The sequence below is a fragment of the Methylobacterium sp. 1A genome (assembly GCF_058072805.1).
The window spans coordinates 1,462,559-1,479,587 of the sequence record NZ_JBYQVE010000002.1; the positions used below are offsets into that span (position 1 = coordinate 1,462,559).

General features: G+C 77.3%; 5 protein-coding genes (1 of these 5 only partly in view). All 5 read right to left on the reverse strand.

Annotated elements, in window-relative coordinates; all coding sequences use genetic code 11:
• Tightly spaced (each overlapping or abutting the next), the 5 genes in view from ACX9MN_RS26960 to ACX9MN_RS26980 form a layout consistent with a single transcriptional unit that may run on beyond the window.
• Window positions 1–6,680, reverse strand: partial view of an amino acid adenylation domain-containing protein gene (locus ACX9MN_RS26960; RefSeq protein WP_489725940.1) — the 5' portion only. 4,855 nt of this gene lie to the left of the window's left edge; 6,680 of the gene's 11,535 nt are visible here — the first part of the coding sequence; it begins with the start codon at window positions 6,678–6,680; its stop codon lies beyond the left edge, outside the window.
• Entirely contained in the window at window positions 6,677–9,835 is a 3,159-nt protein-coding gene (locus ACX9MN_RS26965; protein WP_489725941.1) for an amino acid adenylation domain-containing protein, read from the reverse strand. The genes ACX9MN_RS26960 and ACX9MN_RS26965 overlap by 4 nt, the downstream gene beginning before the upstream one ends.
• The gene (locus ACX9MN_RS26970) at window positions 9,832–14,313 is read right to left on the reverse strand and encodes a TauD/TfdA family dioxygenase (protein WP_489725942.1); all 4,482 of its coding nucleotides are present in this window, start codon (window positions 14,311–14,313) and stop codon (window positions 9,832–9,834) included. Before ACX9MN_RS26970 ends, ACX9MN_RS26965 begins: the two co-directional genes overlap by 4 nt.
• Complete coding sequence (locus ACX9MN_RS26975) at window positions 14,310–16,007, reverse strand: cyclic peptide export ABC transporter (RefSeq protein ID WP_489725943.1); 1,698 nt, start codon at window positions 16,005–16,007, stop codon at window positions 14,310–14,312. The genes ACX9MN_RS26970 and ACX9MN_RS26975 overlap by 4 nt, the downstream gene beginning before the upstream one ends.
• Window positions 16,007–16,990, reverse strand: a complete 984-nt coding sequence (locus tag ACX9MN_RS26980) for a TauD/TfdA family dioxygenase (RefSeq protein ID WP_056529523.1) — start codon at window positions 16,988–16,990, stop codon at window positions 16,007–16,009. The genes ACX9MN_RS26975 and ACX9MN_RS26980 overlap by 1 nt, the downstream gene beginning before the upstream one ends.
• Window positions 16,991–17,029 lie beyond the last annotated feature (39 nt).

Sequence of the window (17,029 nt, forward strand, 5' to 3'; positions counted from 1 at the left end):
GCGAGGCGGGCTGCGGGCAGTTCGGGGTTGAGGGGGAGGATGGCGGCGCCGGTCCTGAGGACGGCGAGCCAGGCGGCGGGCAGGTCGCAGGTGCGCTCGAGGAGGAGTCCGACGACTCGCTCGGGTCGGGCGCCGGCGCGGGTGAGGCGTCGGGCGATGGCGGTGGCGCGGGCGTCGAGGCCGGCGCGGGTCAGGCTGGTCCGGGCGTCTGTGACGGCCGGGGCGTCCGGGTCTTGCGCGCGGTGGTCTGCGAAGGCGGCGAGCACGTCGCCGGCGCCGTTCGGGTAGGCCCGCGCGGTCGCGTTCGCCGAGCCGATCACCGCCCGGTCGCTGTCGGGCAGCGGCGGCGGCAGTGCCCCGAGCGGGGTTGCCGGGTCGGCCTCCGCCAGGGCGGCGAGCTGGGCCACGAAGGCGGCGAGCAGCGCCTCGGCATCCGCGGGCGCGAGGCGGTCGGCGGCGTAGCTCAGGCGCAGGGCCAGCCGCGTCCCGTCGGGGCCGGCCTCCGGGTGGACCACGAGGGTGACGGGGTAGTGCGTGGTCTCGGCGACGATGGCCGGGCCGAGACGCAAGGCGTGCGGGTCGGCAGCGTCGCCGTTCCCGTCCCCGTTTCCGTCGCCGTCCCGGCCGTGGCGCGCGGCGGCGAGGGCGGCGTCGACGGGGTAGTTCTCGAACACCACGAGGCTGTCGAACAGGCCGCCCGTCCCTGTGGCCGTGCCCGTGCCCGCGGGGCCGGCGAGGCGCTGGATGGCGGCCAGGGGCAGGTGGCCGTGCTCGCGCAGGCCGAGACCGGCCTCCTGCACGCCCGCCAGCCAAGCGCCGAGGGGCCGGGCCGGGTCGAGGTCGACGACCACCGGCAGGGTGTTGATGAACAGCCCGAGCACGGTCTCGGCCCCGGGCAGGTCGGCCGGGCGCCCGGCCACGGTCGTGCCGAAGGCGACGCGCGCCTGCCCGGTGCGGGCGGCCACGAGCCGGGCCCAGGCGGCCTGGACGCAGGTGTTGAGGGTGAGGTGCGCGGCCCGGGCGCGGGCGAGCAGCCGCCCGGCGGCGGCGGGCGGCACCCGGTGCCGGACCTCGCCGTGGCCGGGCGGGCGCTGTCCGTCGCGGGCGCCGGGCGTGCCGGGCGGGTCGAAGGTGTCGGCGAGGCGGGTGGGGGCGTCGAGGCCGGCGAGGGCGTGCTGCCAGAAGCGCTCGGCGGCGGCCCGCGGCTGGCGGGCGAGCCAGGCGAGATAGTCGGCGAAGCGTCCTGTGACGGGCTCGGGTTCCTCTCCGCGGTAGCGGGCGAGCACCTCGGCGACGAGGCGTGCAGTGCTCCATCCGTCGAGGATCAGGTGGTGGACGGTGAGTACGAGGTGGTGGCGGTCCGGTCCGGTGCGGACCAGGACGAGGCGCAGGAGCGGGGCCCGGGCGAGGTCGAAGGGCCGGGCGCGCTCCTCGGCGGCCAGGGCGGCGAGGCGGTCGGTGAGGCGGTCGGCGCGGGCATCCTCGTCCGGGGCGTCCTCGTGCGGCGCATCCTGGCTCGACGGCGCCCCGGTCCAGTCGAGGCGTGCGAGGGGTAGGGGCACGGGGTCGAGGACGGCCTGGAGGGGCGGGCCGTCGGCGGGGTCGAGGATGGCGGTGCGCAGGACGTCGTGGCGCTCGAGGGTGGCGCGGACGGCGCGGGCGAAGCGGTCGGGATCGAGGGGTTCGAGGTCGAGGCGGACCTGGTTGCGGTAGGCCGCGTCCCCGGGGGCGAGGCGGGCGTGGAAGAGCAGGCCCTCCTGCAGGGGGGTGAGCGGGTAGAGGTCGGCGAGGCTGTCGGGGTCGAGGGTACCGGCCGCGCGGGCGTCGGCCAGGAGTGTGTCGAGGCCGGGTTGGTCGAGGCGGGCGAGGGGCAGGTCGGCGGGGGTGGGCCGGCGCGGGGTTCGCGGATCGGCGCAGTGGGCAACGAGGGCTTCGAGGGTGTGCCGGGTGTCGCGGGCGATGGCGGCGATGGCGGCGGCATCGTGGCGGTCGGGGCTGAAGCGCCAGGCGAGGTGGAGGCGGCCGTCGCGCACGAGGGCGGTGAGGGTGAGCTCGGCGCCGGCGGGGCTGTGGGGGTCGCGCATGGGCCCCGCGCTCTCGGGGGCGAGGGCGAAGGGCGCGTCGGGGTCGGCGCGGTCGGCGTCGATCTGGCCGAGGTAGTTGAGGAGGATGCCGGGCTCGGGTGCCGCGGCGATGCGGTGGCGCAGGTCCGCGACGGGGCCGTGGCGCAGGAGGTCGTGGCTGAGGTCGGGCTGGGGCAGGGCGCGGCGGGCTTCCTTGACCCGGCAGAGGGCGCGGCCGAGGGCGAGCATGCGGGCGTCGTCGTCCGGCGGCAGGTCCGGTTCGCCGCCGAGGGGGTCGAGCCGCAGCGGCACCAGCGTGGTGAACCAGCCCACCGTCCGGCTCAGGTCGTGGCGGGGCAGGGTCGGGCCGTCCTGCGCGTCGGAGAGGGGTTCGGGGAAGGGTTCTGAGAGGGGTTCGGCGAGCGCGTCGGCCAGGGCGTCGGCATCGCGACCGTGGCGCTCGAGGGTCACGCCCACCGCCGTCCCGTCGCCGCGCCGCACCAGCGCGATCGACAGGGCGGTGAGCAGGATCTCGTCGGGACGGGCGCTGTAGGGCCGACCGGCCCGGCGCAGGAAGGCGTCGGTGGCGTCGGCGTCGAGGCTGTCGGCGATCTCAGTCTGGGCGGATTCGACGTTGGGGGCGTCGGGCCGGACCGGCCGCAACGCGGCATCGAGGCACGGCCCCCCGGCCTGCCAGCCGGCCAGCCAGGATTCGCGGCGCCCGGCATGTCCGGGGTGCCGGGCCAGGACGTCGAGGCTGCGGGCCCAGCCCGGGAAGCTCGTCGGCGGGGGCGCGAGCGGCCGCCCGGCGAGGGCCGCCGCGAGGTCCTGGATCAGGATGCGCCACGACATGGCGTCGACCACGAGGTGGTGGGCGACGAGGAGGAGGCGCTCGGTCCCGTCCGCCGGCAGGGTGACGTGTACGGCCCGCCAGACCGGCCCTTCGGCGAGGTCGAGGCTCGTCTGGGCTTGCGCGGCGAGGGCCGCGAAGGCCGGCGCACCGTCCGCCGCGCGCCGCCACAGCGGGGGCTCCTGCCCCGGTGCCCGGCAGGTCTGGGTCCAGGCCCCGTGCGCGTCCCGCGCGAAGCGCAGGCGCAGCGCGGGATGGGCGGCCTCGACGGCCGCGAGGGCCTCAGCGAGGCGGCCCGGGTCGAGGGGTGCCCGGGGCGCGAGCACGATCGCCTGATTCCAGTGCTGCCGGTTCGGGACGGGGCCGTCGAGGAACCGGCGCTGGATCGGGGTGAGGGGAACCGGACCGGCCTCGCGCGCCGGGTCGACCTGGGGGGCCGGCGCGGCCGCGCTGTCCGGGGCCGCGTCGAGATGCGCCGCCAGGGCGGCGAGGCGCGGGTGGGTGAAGACGTCCCGCGGCGTCAGCGCGAGGCCGCTCTCCCGGGCGCGGGCGACGAGCTGGAGGGCGAGGATCGAGTCGCCGCCGCGCTCGAAGAAGCTGTCCCGGCGCGACAGGCGTCGGGCGTCGAGGCCGAGCACGCCGGCCCAGAGGGCGGCGAGGCGCGTCTCGGTCTGACCGCGCGGCGGATCGAAGCCGGTGCTGCCGCCCGCGGCGTCCGCGCCCGCCCAGTCGGGTTCGGGGAGCCGTCCTGGGTCGAGCTTCCCGTTGGCGGAGACCGGCAGGGCGGGCAGGGCGAGGATGCGGGCGGGGCGCAGCGCGTCGGGCAGCGTGTCGGCCAGGGCCCGCTGCAGCGCGGGCTCGTCGAGCGCGCCGCCGGCCGCCGGCACCGCGTAGCCCACCAGCCGCAGCCCCCCGTCCGGACCGGGACGGGCGACCACCGCCGCCTCGGCGACACCCGGCAGCGCCCGCAGCGCGGCGGCCGCCTCGCCCGGCTCCACGCGCTGGCCGCGGATCTTGACCTGATCGTCCGCCCGCCCGCGATAGTCGAGCTGCCCGTCCGCCCGCCACGCCGCCCGGTCGCCGGTGCGGTACAGCCGCGCCCCGGCCGGCGCGCCGCCGCGCCCGGCCTCCGGGTCGGGCACGAAGCGCGCGGCGGTCAGGCCGGGCTGGCCGCGGTAGCCCCGGGCGAGGCCGAGCCCGCCGATGTAGAGCTCGCCGACGACGCCGACCGGCACCGGGTGGAGGGCGTCGTCGAGGACGTGCAGGCGCAGGTTGGCGATGGGCGCGCCGATCGGCACGCGCGGGCCGGGGACGGGCCCATCTGCGCAAGTGCTGTCCCAGGCTGCGACGTCGCAGGCGGTGACGTCGATGGCGGCCTCGGCGGGTCCGTAGAGGTTGTGCACCCGCGCGCCGGTGCGGGCGGCGACGGCGCGGGCGAGGTCGGGCGGCAGGGCCTCGCCGCTGGCGACCAGTCGGGTGAGGCTGGCGGTGTCGTCGAGGGCGCCGGCGGCGAGGGCGGCCGAGAGCTGGGCGGGCACGAAGTGCAGGAGGGTGACGGCGTGCCGGCCGATGAGGCGGGCGATGGCGTCGGGGTCGCGGTGGGCGCCGGGGGGCGCCAGGACGAGGCGTGCGCCGGTGACGAGGGGGAGGAGGATCTCCCAGACGGCGACGTCGAAGGAGACGGGGGTCTTGTGCAGGATGGTGTCGTGGGCACCGACGCGCAGGTGGTCGGCCATCCAGGCGAGGCGGTTGGCGAGGGCGGCGTGGGTGTTGGCGCAGGCCTTGGGGGTGCCGGTGGAGCCGGAGGTGTGCAGGACGTAGGCGAGCGCGTCCGGGTGGGGGGCTCGGGTGCGGGGCCGGACGGGCCGGGCGCTGTCGTCGTCCGCGTCGGTATCCGGATCGGCATCCGGATCGGCGTCCAGGACGAGGGGCGCTCGCCCTGCGGCGGCGGCGAGGGCGGGGTGCTGGTCGGCGAGTTCGGGCTGGGTGAGGAGGAGGTCGGCCTCTGCGGCGAGGGTGGCGAGGCGGGCTGCGGGCAGCTCGGGGTTGAGGGGGAGGATGGCGGCGCCGGTCCTGAGGACGGCGAGCCAGGCGGCGGGCAGGTCGCAGGTGCGCTCGAGGAGGAGTCCGACGACGCGCTCGGGTCGGGCGCCGGCGCGGGTGAGGCGTCGGGCGATGGCGGTGGCGCGGGCGTCGAGGCCGGCGCGGGTCAGGCTGGTCCGGGCGTCGGTCACCGCGATCGCGTCTGGATCGTGCGCGCAGTGGTCTGCGAAGGCGGCGAGGACGTCGCCGGCGCCGTCCGGGTAGGCCCGCGCGGTCGCGTTCGCCGAGCCGATCACCGCCCGGTCGGAGGCCGTGAGCGCGCTCGCCGCGTGGATGGGCCGGTCCGGCGCCGCGACGAGGGCGCGCAGCAGGGCGAGGAACCCGTCGCGCCAGCGCCGGGCGGTGGCGTCCGCGATCAGGCCGGCATCGTACTCGAGCTGGCAATCGATGCCGGTCCCGTCGGCCGCGACGTCGAGGGCGACGTCGAACTTGGCGCTCGCCACGTCGACGTCGATCCGCGCCGCCGCGACCCCCGCGAGGTCGAGGGGGGCGGCATCCCGGCTGGGGCGGAAGTTGAACGCCGCCTGGAAGACCGGCGTGGTCGCGGCGTCGCGCGCGATCCCGGTCTCCGCCACGAGGCGCTCGAAGGGGACGTCGTCCTCGGCCAGGAACGCCATCGCCTCGCCGCGCAGCCGCGCGCAGAGATCGCGGAAGCTCCCGCGCGGATCGAGGCGGACGCGGTAGACCTGCGTGTTGACGAGGAAGCCGACGAGGTCCTGCAACTCGGGGCGGGTGCGGGCGGCGTTCGGCACGCCGACGGCGAAGTCCGTCTGGCCGCTCAGGCGGGCGAGCAGCACCTGCCACGCCGCCAGCAGCGCCACGAAGGGCGGGCACGCCTGCGATTGGCAGAACGCGGCCACCGCGCCGGCGAGGTCGGCGGGCAGGGTGAAGTCGACCCGCCCGCCCGGGCGGTTCGCCAGGGGCTGGCGGGGATAGTCGAGGGGCAGGTCCAGGGTCGGGACGGCGTCGCCGAGGTAGCGGCGCCCGCGCGCGATCGCCGCGGACCCGGCCGCGCCGTCGAACCGGGCGCGCTGCCACGCGGCGAAATCCACGAAGCGCAGGCGCGGGGCGGGCAGCGGCTGCCCGATCCGCGCGGGATCGGCGAGGGCCGCGCGGTAGGCCTGCGCCAGATCCCGGAAGAGCCGCGCCGTCGACCACGCGTCCACCGCGATGTGGTGCATCACCACGAGGAGGACGCGCCCGCCCGCCGGACCCGCCTCCGACAGGACCGCGCGCAGCGGCGGCGCGCGGGTGAGATCGAAGGGGCGGCGGCTCAAGGCGCGCAGCGCCGCGCCCGGGTCACCGTCGAGGGCCGGGACGCGCTCGAGTTCGAACGGCACGTGCGGGTGCAGGATCTGGCGCGGGCCGTCGGCGGTATCCGCCAGCGCCGTGCGCAGGACGTCGTGACAGGCGATCAGGCTCCGGAACGCGCCCTCGAGCGCCGGGACGTCGAGGGGGCCGGTGAGGCGGAAGGCCCGGGCCGAGTGGTAGGCCGGGCTCTCCGGGTCGTAGCGCTGGTGGAACCAGAGCCGCGCCTGCGGGAACGACAGGGGCGCCGGGCCCCCGGCGTGCCGCGGGATGCCGTCGGCCGCCTCGGCGTCCTCCCGCAGCAGGCGGGCGAGGGCCGCGCGCCGCGCCGCGTCGCGCGCGCCGACCCCGGTCACGCGCCCACCCCGGCGAGGCCGGCGCGCTCGGCCTCGCTCAGGCCGGCGAGTTCCAGGCGCAGGCTCGCCGTCTCCTCGATCGCGTCCGGCGGGGCGTAGGCTCCGAGCGCCGCCGCGAGGGTCGCGGGCGTGCTGTGGTCGAAGACCAGGCTCGGGGGAATCTCGACCTTGAGCAGCTTGCGGATGCGCGCCGTCAGCTTGATGACGAGGAGTGAGTTGCCGCCGGCCGCGAAGAAGTCACCCGCGGCGCCGAGGCGCTCCGCCGGCAGGCCCAGCAGCTCCGCCATGGCGTCGGTGAGCACGGTCTCGAGCGCCGTGCGCGGCGGGACGCCCGTGCCCGCGTCCGGATGTGCGTCCGGAGAGGGCAAGGCGGCGCGGTCGATCTTGCCGTTGGCCAGCCGCGGCAGGCTGTCGAGGCGCAGGATCGGGGCGGGCAGCCACGCGGCGGGCAGGGCTTCGGCCAGCGCCGCGAGGAGCGCGGCGGGTGTCCGCTCGGGGTCGGCGACCACGTAGGCCGCGAGCCCGGTCGCGCCGTCCGGCCCCGTGAACGGGCGCACCGCCGCCTGGCTCACGCCGGCGAGGCCCGCCAGCGCGGCCTCGACCTCGCCCGGCTCGACGCGGTGGCCGCGCAGCTTGATCTGGTCGTCGGCCCGCCCGGCGAGCACGAGGCGGCCGCCGGGCAGCAGGCGGGCCCGGTCGCCGGTGCGGTAGAGCCGCCCCGCTCCGAAGGGGTTGGGCGAGAACGCGCCCGCGCCGCCGGCCTCCGTGCCCGGGAGGTAGCCCCGGCAGATCTGGGCGCCCCCGAGGTGGAGCACGCCGACCGCGCCGGTCGGCGCGAGCGCACCCGCCGCGTCGAGGATGTAGGCCTCGCTGCCGGCGAGCACGCGGCTCAGCGGCAGGCTCTCGTCCGGCGGCGCGGTGGCCGCGTCCGGATGCACCAGCGCGCCGACGCAGGCCTCGGTGGGACCGTAATGGTTGGCGATCCGCGTCGCCGGCGCCGCCGCCCGGATCCGCCGGACCAGGGCGGCCGGCGTCGGCTCGCCGCCGAGCACCAGCAGGGCGGGCAGCGCGGGGTCCTCAACGCCGTCGAGGAGGGCGGCGAGGTGGGATGGGACCAGTTTCGCGCAGGCGACGGCGTTGCCGCGCAGGAAGCGCGCGAAGGCCGGACCGTCGGCCATCTCGGCCTCGTCGGCGACCACGAGGCAGGCGCCGAGGCGCAACGCCGCGAACAGCATGGTGTTGCCGAGGTCGGCCGCCACCGTGGAGGTCAGCGCGAAGCGCCCGTGGCCGGACAGGTCGAGGGCATCGATGACGGCCTCCACGTAGGCGCGGATCTGGGCGTGCTCGATCACCACGCCCTTCGGCGTCCCGGACGAGCCGGAGGTGAAGAGCAGGCAGGCCATGTCGGAGGGGTCCCGGGCCTCGGCGGGGTGCCGGTCCTCACCGAGGCCGTCGAGGATCGCCCCGAGGGCGTGCCGGCCGGCCGCGGGGTCGGCAGAGAGCGCCACGGTCAGCGCGGGCCGGGCGAGCGCGATCAGGCGGTCGCGGCGGGCCTGCGGCCAGGCCGGGTCGAGGGGCAGGTAGGCGCCCCCCGCGCGCCAGACCGCGAGGATCGCCACCACGAGGTCGACGGAGCGCGGCAGGTCCAGGGCGACGACGCGCTCGGGACCGACGCCGCGCGCGGCGAACCAGGCGCCGAGGCGCGCGACGCGGTCCTCCAGCGCGGCGTACGACAGGGTGCGGCCGGCGCCGACGAGGGCGGGGGCGTCCGGCGCCGTCGCCGCGTGGCGGGCGACGAGGACCGGAAGGGTCTCCGACGGCAGGGCGCGGGCGGCCGGGCGGCCGAAGGCGCGCAGGCGCACCTCCTCGCGCGCGCCGACGAGCGGGTAGGTCGCGAAGGGCGTCGCGGCCTTCGCGGGCAGGCGGGCGAGCAGCGTCTCGACCTGATCGAGCAGGGTCTCCAGGGCTTCCACCGCGTAGCGGCGCGGGTCGGCGTGCAAGGTCAGCGCGGCGAGGTGCCCCTCCGCGTCGAGGGCCGGCTCCAGGCAGAGCTCGAACCCGGCGGGTCCGGGCAGGAGCCGGTCCTGCGCGGCCCCCTGAGCCGCGAGCGCGAAGCCGACCGCGGGGCGGCGGTCGTCGCCGGCCGCGTCGAGGGGGCAGAGTTCCTGGAAGGCGCGGTGCTCGTCGAGCCGCGCGGCGAGACCGGCCGCGGCCTCCGAGACGCTGGTCTCCGGCGGGAGGACGAGGCGCAGGGGCAGCGTCTTGGTGAAGACGCCGACCGTGCCGGCGAAGACCGCGTAGTCGCGCCGGCAATCGTGCGCCCAGCCGCCGAGGATCTCCGTCCGCTCGGCGAGGCGCGCCACGAGCAGCCACCACGCGGCCTGGAGCACGGCCTCGGCGCCAGCCGCGGCGAGGTCCGGCCGGGCCAGCGCCCGCGCGAAGGCGTCCGTGACGGCGGCGTCGACGGCCCGACTCAGCCGGATCGCGGCGGCCGGCTCCTCCACCGCGTCGGCGGCCGACCCTTGGCGATAGGGCAGCCGGAGGGGCGCCGCGCCCGCGCCGATCTGGTCCCGCCAGTAGGCTTGGCCCTCGCCGTCCGCGTCGTCGGCGGCGACCGCCTCGCGCCACTCCGCGTACTGGGCGTAGGTCGCGGCCTCGGGATCGGCGCCGGGCGCCGCGTCGTCCGCGCAGGCGGCCGCAACCTCCGACAGGACGCGGTCGAGGCTGCCGGCATCGACCGCGAGGGCGCTGGCGACGAGGCGCAGCCGCGGCGTCGCGCCCGGCAGGAGGACGGCCGCGAGGGTCTGGCCGCGCTCCGGCGCGAGGCCGACGGTCCCGACGTCTCCCTGCGGCGCGCCGGTATCGAGCGGGATAGCGGGCGCGCCGGCCTCGGCCTGCCGCAGGCCGCGGAAGCCCGGTTCGCGCACGAAGGCGGTGCGCAGGACGTCGTGGCGGGCGGCGACCGCGGCGAGGCCGCGGCGGAGGCGGTCCGCCTCGACCGGCCCGGGCAGGTCGATCTCGGCGACGAGATTCGGCGCGGTGCCGGTCTCGTCGAGGCAGGCGCGCTGCTCGGGGGTCAGCGCCCGGGTCGGCGCCGCCGCGAGGGAGGCCGGCGCCCCGGTCATCGCCGCGCCGGTCATCGCCGCGCCGGTCATGCCGCCGCTCCCGTGACCGCGCCGCGCTCGACCATGTCGCCCATGGCGACGACGATCCGGCGCGGCCCCTCGTAGGGGTCGCGGGCATGTGCGGCGAGCATGTTGTCGAGCATCACGACGTCGCCGGGGCGCCAGTCGAAGCGCACGGCGATCGCCTCGTAGAGGCGGCCGACCTCGTCCATCACCGCGTCCTCGATCGGCGTGCCGTCGCCGTAGAGCACGTCGCGCGGCATCCGCTCCGGCCCCACGAGGCCGAGGAGGTCGGCGCGCACCTCGGGGTCGAGGCAGCGCGGGTGGTGCAGCTGCACCTGGTTGAAGAACGACTTCTCGCCGGTCAGCGGGTGGGTGATCACCGCCGGGCAGCGCGTGCGGGTCTGGAGCGTGTCCGCGTCGAGCCAGGCGAAGTCGACGCCCTCGGCCCGGCAGCGGGCCTCCACGGCCGCGCGATCCTCGGTGTGGAAGAACCGGCGCCAGTCGACGTCGAAGCGCTCCGTGAAGGTGCGGACGTAGATCAGCCCCAGGCGCTCGAAGCGGTCGACGATCGCCTGCGGCAGCTGCCGGTACAGCGCGCGGCAGTCGACGATGGGCGTCGCGCCGCCCACCGGCGACGGCTGCTGGCAGAAGAACCACTGCTTGCGCGGCCAAGCATGCAGGTGGCTGCTCTCGTTGTGGTAGAGGATCATCTCCCGCTCGGGGTAGGGCGTCGAGCGGTAGGTGTTCTTCCCGCCCTCGTTCTTGGGCAGGTCGCCGTAGCCGCCGTAGAGGCCGGGCTGGAGCGCCTCGGCGAAGGCCTCGAATTCCTGCGGGGTCGCGATGCCGAAGCCGCGCAGCAGCAGGCCGGCGTGGCGGCGCAGCTTGCCCTCGACCCAGTCGCGCTGGGCGGTCGCCCAGGCTACCGCGTCGACGTCGGCCGACAGCGGCTCGATCACGAGGGGGAAGTCGCGCCCGGGCGCCAGGGTCGAGAGGCGGGCCGGCTCGCCCGCGGCGGCGGGTTTACCGGCGCCCAGTCCCTTGAGCTTGTCGAGCTTCGCTTCCAGGCGGCCGGTGCGCGGGAGCGACGGGGCGGTGTTCGACATGACGGGGTCCTCCGGGTCTCGTGAGGGCGGGAGCGCGGGCAGAAGGTCGGGCAGGCCGGGCAGCAAGGTCGGGAGCGGGGCCGCGGGCGCGGCCGCTGCGGCGGAGAGCAAGGCCGCGTAGGCCTCCGCGAGGCGCGCGACGCGTTCGGGGGTGAACAGGGCCTTGGCGAAGACCCACTCGGCCGCGATCCCGCCCCCCGGCGCGGGCGGGTCGAGGAAGAGCGCCATCTCGAATTTCGAGCCGTGCGCGCTGGCCGCCCGGGCCTCGGCCGCGAGCCCCGGGACCCCGAAATCGCCGGGCGGCGCGTTCTGCATCACGAACAGGGCCTGGACGAGGGGTGGCCGGGCGCGGGCGCGCGGGATGTCGAGGGCGTCGACGATCCGGTCGAAGGGCAGGGTGGCGTGCTCGAAGGCGGCGAGGACGTCCTCGCGGACGCGCTCGATCAGCGCGGCGAAGGACGGGGCGCCGTCGAGGCGCGCCCGGATCGGCAGCACGTTGACGAAGAAGCCGATCAGCCTGGCCAGCTCGGGGTGCGGCCGGCCCGCGACGTCGGTGCCGACCACGAAGCGTTCGGCCCCGCTCAGCCGATGGAGCAGGGCCTGGAAGCCCGCGAGCAGCACGACGAACGGCGAGGCGCCGCGCGCCCGGCCCAGCGCCGCCAAGCGGGCGACCAGCGGCCCCGGCAGTTCGAAGCGGACGGAGCCGCCGGCCTGCGACGGGACCGCCGGCCGCGGCCGGTCGGTCGGCAGGGGCAGCAGGGCGGGCACCTCCGCGAGGTGCCCGCGCCAGAACGCGGTCTCGGCCGCCGCCGCGCGCTCCACGGCCGCCCGGTGCCAGCGCGCGAAATCCGCGTACTGGACGGGGAGAGGCGGCGCCTCCGCGCCGCGATAGGCGGCCCCGAGTTCGGAGAGCAGCACGCCGACCGACCAGCCGTCGCCGACGAGGTGGTGGAGGGCCAGGACGAGGCGGTGGTCGTCGGCGGCCAGGTGCAGGAGCCGGGCGCGCAGGAGCGGCGGCACGGCGAGGTCGAATGGCGCGGCGGCCTCCGCGGCCTCGCACGCGGCGACCCGGACCTCGCGGGCGCCCGGATCGAGGCCGGTGAGGTCGTCGACGGGCACGTCGAGGGCGACCGCCTCGGCGATCCGGGGCTCCGGAAGGCCGTCCTCGCCGGTCGGATAGCCGGTCCGCAGCACGGCGTGCCGGGCGACGACCCGGCGCAGCGCCGCGGCGAGCCGGTCGGGCTCCAGCGGGCCTCCGAACCGGATATGTCCGACCATGACGTAGGCGCCGCGCCCGGCCGGGTCGCCGAGCCGCTCGGCCAGCCAGAGCCGCTGCTGGCCGAGCGACAGCAGGGGCGGGCCCGCATTCGGCAGGAGCGCGGGCGCCGGCACCGCGTCGCGGGGCAGCGCGTCGATCCGCGCCGCGAGGTCGGCGAGGGTCGGGGCCGCGAACAGGTCGCGCAGCGGCAGGGCGACCCCGAAGGCGGCGCGGACGCGGTCGACGGCGCGCATCGCCAGGAGCGAGTGGCCGCCGAGTTCCAGGAAGCCGCGCCCGCGCGAGACCTCGTCGAGGCCGAGGAGATCGCTCCAGATCGCCGCGAGGGCGCGCTCCGTCGCGCTCCGGGGCGGCTCATCCGGCGACGCAGCACCCTGCGGCCGCCGGTAGAGGTGGAGGGGGATGAGGTCGCCGGCCGCGAGGCCGTCCCGGCACGCGCCGCGCCGGAGCTTCCCGCTCGTGGTCTTGGGCAGGGTGCCCGGCGCCAGCAGGGCCACGAGTTCCGCCGGCTCGGCCAGCACCTCCGCCAGCGCGGCGTCGACCGCGGCGGCGATCTCCGGCGCGCGGGCGGCGGCGCTCCGGCCGATCTCGGCGGCGATCCCGATCGCCTCGCCCGCCGGGCCCTCGACCGCGAAGGCCGCGACCCGCCCCGGGCGGAGGGCCGGCACGCGCGCCTCGACCGCCGTCTCCACGTCCTGCGGATAGACGTTGTGGCCGCGCAGGATGATGAGGTCCTTGGCGCGCCCGGTGACGAAGAGCTCGCCGCCGTCCAGGAAGCCGAGGTCCCCGGTCCGCAGCCAGGTCGCGCCGTCGCGGGGCACGAAGGTCGCGCGGGTCGCCTCCGGGTTGTTCCAGTAGCCGCGCGCGACGCAGGGGCCGCTGAGCCAGATCTCGCCGACCGTCCCGTCGGGGCAGGGGAGGCCCGTGCGCGGGTCGACGATCCGCAGGTGCTCGGGCCGGACCGGCCGGCCGCTGCCCGCGAGGGCGGTCCCGGCCTCGTCGGCGACGGCGCGGCCGGCCGCCAGCGCCGCCGGCGCCACGCTCAGCCGGCGCCACGGCGTGCCCAGGGGCTTGGCCGCGACGAGGAGGGTCGCCTCGGCGAGGCCGTAGGCGGGGCTGAGCGCCGTCGGCGCGAAGCCCGCCGGGGCGAAGCGCGCGGCGAAGCGGGTGAGGGTCCGGGGCCGGATCGGCTCGGCACCGCTGTAGGCGACGCGCCACCCGGCGAGGTCGAGCCCCGCCAGCGCGGCGGCGCCGACGCGCTCGCAGGCCAGCCGGTAGGCGAAGTCCGGGCCGCCGCTGATCGTGCCGCCATGCGCGCCGATCGCCTCGAGCCACGAGGCGGGCCGGGCGAGGAAGGCCTGCGGGCTCATCAGCACGAGCGGCGCGCCGGCGAAGATCGGCTCGATCAGCCCCGCGATCAGGCCCATGTCGTGGTAGAGGGGCAGCCAGGAGACGAAGACGTCGTCCGGGCCGGGCGCGATCGCCTCGGCGAGCCAGCGGGCGTTGGCGACGATGTTGCCGTGCGTGACCTCGACGCCCTTGGGATTCGCGGTCGAGCCCGACGTGTACTGCAGGAAGGCGAGGGTGTCGGGCGGGCACGGGACCGGCCGCCACGCCTCCGCCCCGGCGCTGCCGACCGCGTCGACACAGACGATCGCGCCCACGGAGCTGCCCGCGCAGGTCGCCGCCACGGTCTCGCGGTTCGCCCGATCGGTCAGGACGTGGCGCGGTGCCATGTCGGCGATCATCAGGGCGAGGCGGGCCGCGTGGTGCGGATCCCGCGTCTCCGGCGGGAAGGAGGGCACGGCGACGAGGCCCGCGTAGAGGCAGGCGAAGAACGCCACGACGTAGTCCGGCCCGCTCGGCAGGGCGATGAGCGCCCGCGCGCCGGGCTCGGCGTCGCGCTGGAGGCGCGCCGCGAGGGCGCGGACCCGCCGGTCGAGCTCCGCGTAGTCGAGGGACGCCCCGACCGCGCGCCCGTCCGTGAGGAAGCGCAGGGTCAGCCGGTCGGGCGTGGCGGCCGCCCGCGCCCGCAGGATCGCCACGAGGCTGTCGTCCGGCGCGGGCCGGTGCGGCGACGGCGCGCGGTGCGCGCGGCTCACGTGCAGGCTCTCGTGCAGGCTCACGCGCCGGCTCCCGCCTGGCGGCCGCGCGGCGCGGCGGTGCGGTGCTCCACCACGAGGCCGCGCTCGAGCTTCACGACCTGGTCGGCCCGGTCGAACCAGCGGTCGTCGTGGGTGACGACGAGGATCGTCCGGCCCTCGGCGGCCAGCTCCGGGAGGAGCGTCTCGTAGAAGGCCGCCCGGGAGTCGGGATCCTGGTCGGCGGCCCACTCGTCGAAGATCATGACGGGCCGGTCCTCCAGGCAGGCGACCAGGAGGGCGAGCCGCTTGCGCTGGCCCGTCGAGAGATCGCGGGTCGAGAAGACCCCGTCCCGGAGGCTGACGCGGCCGTCGAGGCCGAGGCGCGTCAGCCACGCGCGCGCCTGCGCCTCGCGCGCGGCGTCCGGCCGGCCGAGCAGCGTCTCGAACAGGTGGAAATCGGAGAAGACGGCCGCGACGTGCGCGCGGTAGCCGGCGAGGGCCGCGCCCGCCACCGGGCGACCGTCCAGGCACAGCGTCCCGCCGGTCGGCGGGTGCAGGCCGGCGATCACCCGGGCGAGGCTGGTCTTGCCGGAGCCGTTGCCGCCGACCAGGAAGGTGATCTCCCCGGGGCGCAGCGTCAGGTCGACCGGGCCGAGGTCGAAGCGGTCGCCGGTCTGCGGATCGGCCCGGTGATGGGTCACGCCCCGCAGGGTCACGGTGGCGTCGCGCCGGGGCGCGGCCGGGCCTGTCCCCGGATCGCCGACCGGCTCGGGCGGCAGCTCGGCGAAGGCCGCCTCGATCCGCCGCGCGCCGACGCGGGCGAGGTTGACGAGCGGCATCGTGTTCAGCACCGCCTCGAGGGGTCCCATAAGGTAGAGCAGGGCGATGACGTACCCGGTCGTCACCGCCGGGCTCTGCGCGCCGGTCCCGGGGACGAACAGCGCGAGCCCGATCAGGGCCAGGAACAGGATGCGGCCCCAGCCCGCCGCCAGCGCGAGGAGGGCGAGGCCGCGCCGGCGGTGGTCGGCGACGCGGGCGATCGCGGTCGCCAGGACCGCGTCGAGGAAGTGGCGCCCCTTCTCCCGGTTGAGGCGCAGCTCCTTGGCGCCGCCGTGCAGCGCCTGGAAATGTCCGACGAGGCGGTCCTGCTCCGCCCCGGCCCGGGCGAGGTGGCGCGTGACGCGGCCGTAGCAGGCGGAGTAGCCCGCGGCCCCCAGGGCGATCGTGAGGGCCGAGGCCAGGAACAGGGGGAACGACAGGTAGCCGAGATAGGCGAGGGTCGCCGCGACCACCGCGCAGTTGGTGACGAGCACGGGCAGCGCCGTGAGGAAGTTGGCGACCTGGTTGGCGTCCTCGGTCACCAGCGCCTGCACCCGGGCGCTCCCCACAGCCTCGAGATCCGCGAACGCGGCGGCCTGGACGCGCGCGGCGATCGCGGACCGGAGATCGGCGAGCCCGCGCTGCCCGAGATCGGCGAAGAGCGCGCGCGAGACGACGAGCGCCGCGCAGGCGAGGAGGGCGGTCGCCGCGAAGGCGGCGATCCGGTCGGCCCGGGCGGCCTCGGACGCGTGGAGCGCCCCGTTGATGAGCACGATCAGGCCCGTCGTGGCGATCCCGCCGACGAGGCTCGCCGCGCCGGCCAGCACGAGCCGGGCGCGGGCGCCCCGCGCGAGGGCGCGCCACAGCGCGGTCCCTGGCGCGGACCCGGGCTCCGCGAAGGCGAACGCCGCCGCCATCACTGCGCGCGGCCGGCTTGCGCCATCGCCACCACGACCTTGCGCGGGCCCTTGAAGGGTGTCCGCGCGTGGGCGGTCAGCATGTTGTCCAGCATCACCACGTCGCCGGACTGCCAGGGGAAGACGACGGTGTGCGCGGCGAGCACGGCGCGGATCGCGTCGAGATCCGCGTCGGGGATCGGGCTGCCGTCGCCGTAGTAGACGTTGCGCGGCAGATCCGGCTCGTCGACGAGGTCGAGGAGGGTCGCGCGCACCTCCGGCTCGAGGTTCGAGACGTGGAACAGGTGGGCCTGGTTGAACCACACCGGCTCGCCGGTCTCGGGGTGGCGTGCGGTGCCCTGGCAGACCTGCCGGGTGCGGAGGTCGCCGTCCGGCTTCCACTCGCAGGTGATCCCGTGGCCGGCGCAGTACGCCTCGACCGCCCCCCGGTCCTGCGTGCCGAACACCTGCTCCCAGGCCACGTCGAGCCCGTTGCCGTAGTTGCGCACGTACATCAGGCCCCGCTCGGCGAAGCGCGCGCGGATCGGCTCGGGCACGGCGCGGTAGATGGCGCGGCTGTCGGCCAGCGGCGTCTCGCCCCCCTCGGGCGCCGCCTGCTGGCAGTAGAACCAGATCTTCATCGGCCAGTCGCGGGCGTAGGCCTGCTCGTTGTGCAGCGGGATGTGCTGGTGGGGCGGGTACTCGGTCGAGGTGTAGACCCCCTGGGTCACGGGGCTGCGCGGCGTCGAGCCGAACTCGTAGCTCAGGAGGTCGTGGCCGAAGCCCGCCGCGAAGCTGCGGAACGCGTCGGGCCCGTCGAGGCTGAAGCCGCGGAGCAGCAGGCCGCCCGCGGCGTGGAGGTGCGCCTCGGCCGCGGCCCGGATCGCCGGCAGCGCGTCCGCGAGCGCCGCGCCCGCGGCGCCCTCCGGCGGCGTGACCAGGAGCGGCAGAGGACCCTCGTCCCGCAGGGGCTTGGTCACGAGTTCCATCACGGCGTCCTCCATGGTGACATCCCGTTCGTTCGCGCCGCCGGCCCGCGCGCC

Excerpts from the sequence above, each read along its gene's own strand:
- ACX9MN_RS26965 (WP_489725941.1), bottom strand. The coding sequence starts at position 9,835 with ATGACCGGCGCGGCGATGACCGGCGCGGCGATGACCGGGGCGCCGGCC.
- ACX9MN_RS26975 (WP_489725943.1), bottom strand. The coding sequence starts at position 16,007 with ATGGCGGCGGCGTTCGCCTTCGCGGAGCCCGGGTCCGCGCCAGGGACC.
- ACX9MN_RS26980 (WP_056529523.1), bottom strand. The coding sequence starts at position 16,990 with ATGGAGGACGCCGTGATGGAACTCGTGACCAAGCCCCTGCGGGACGAG.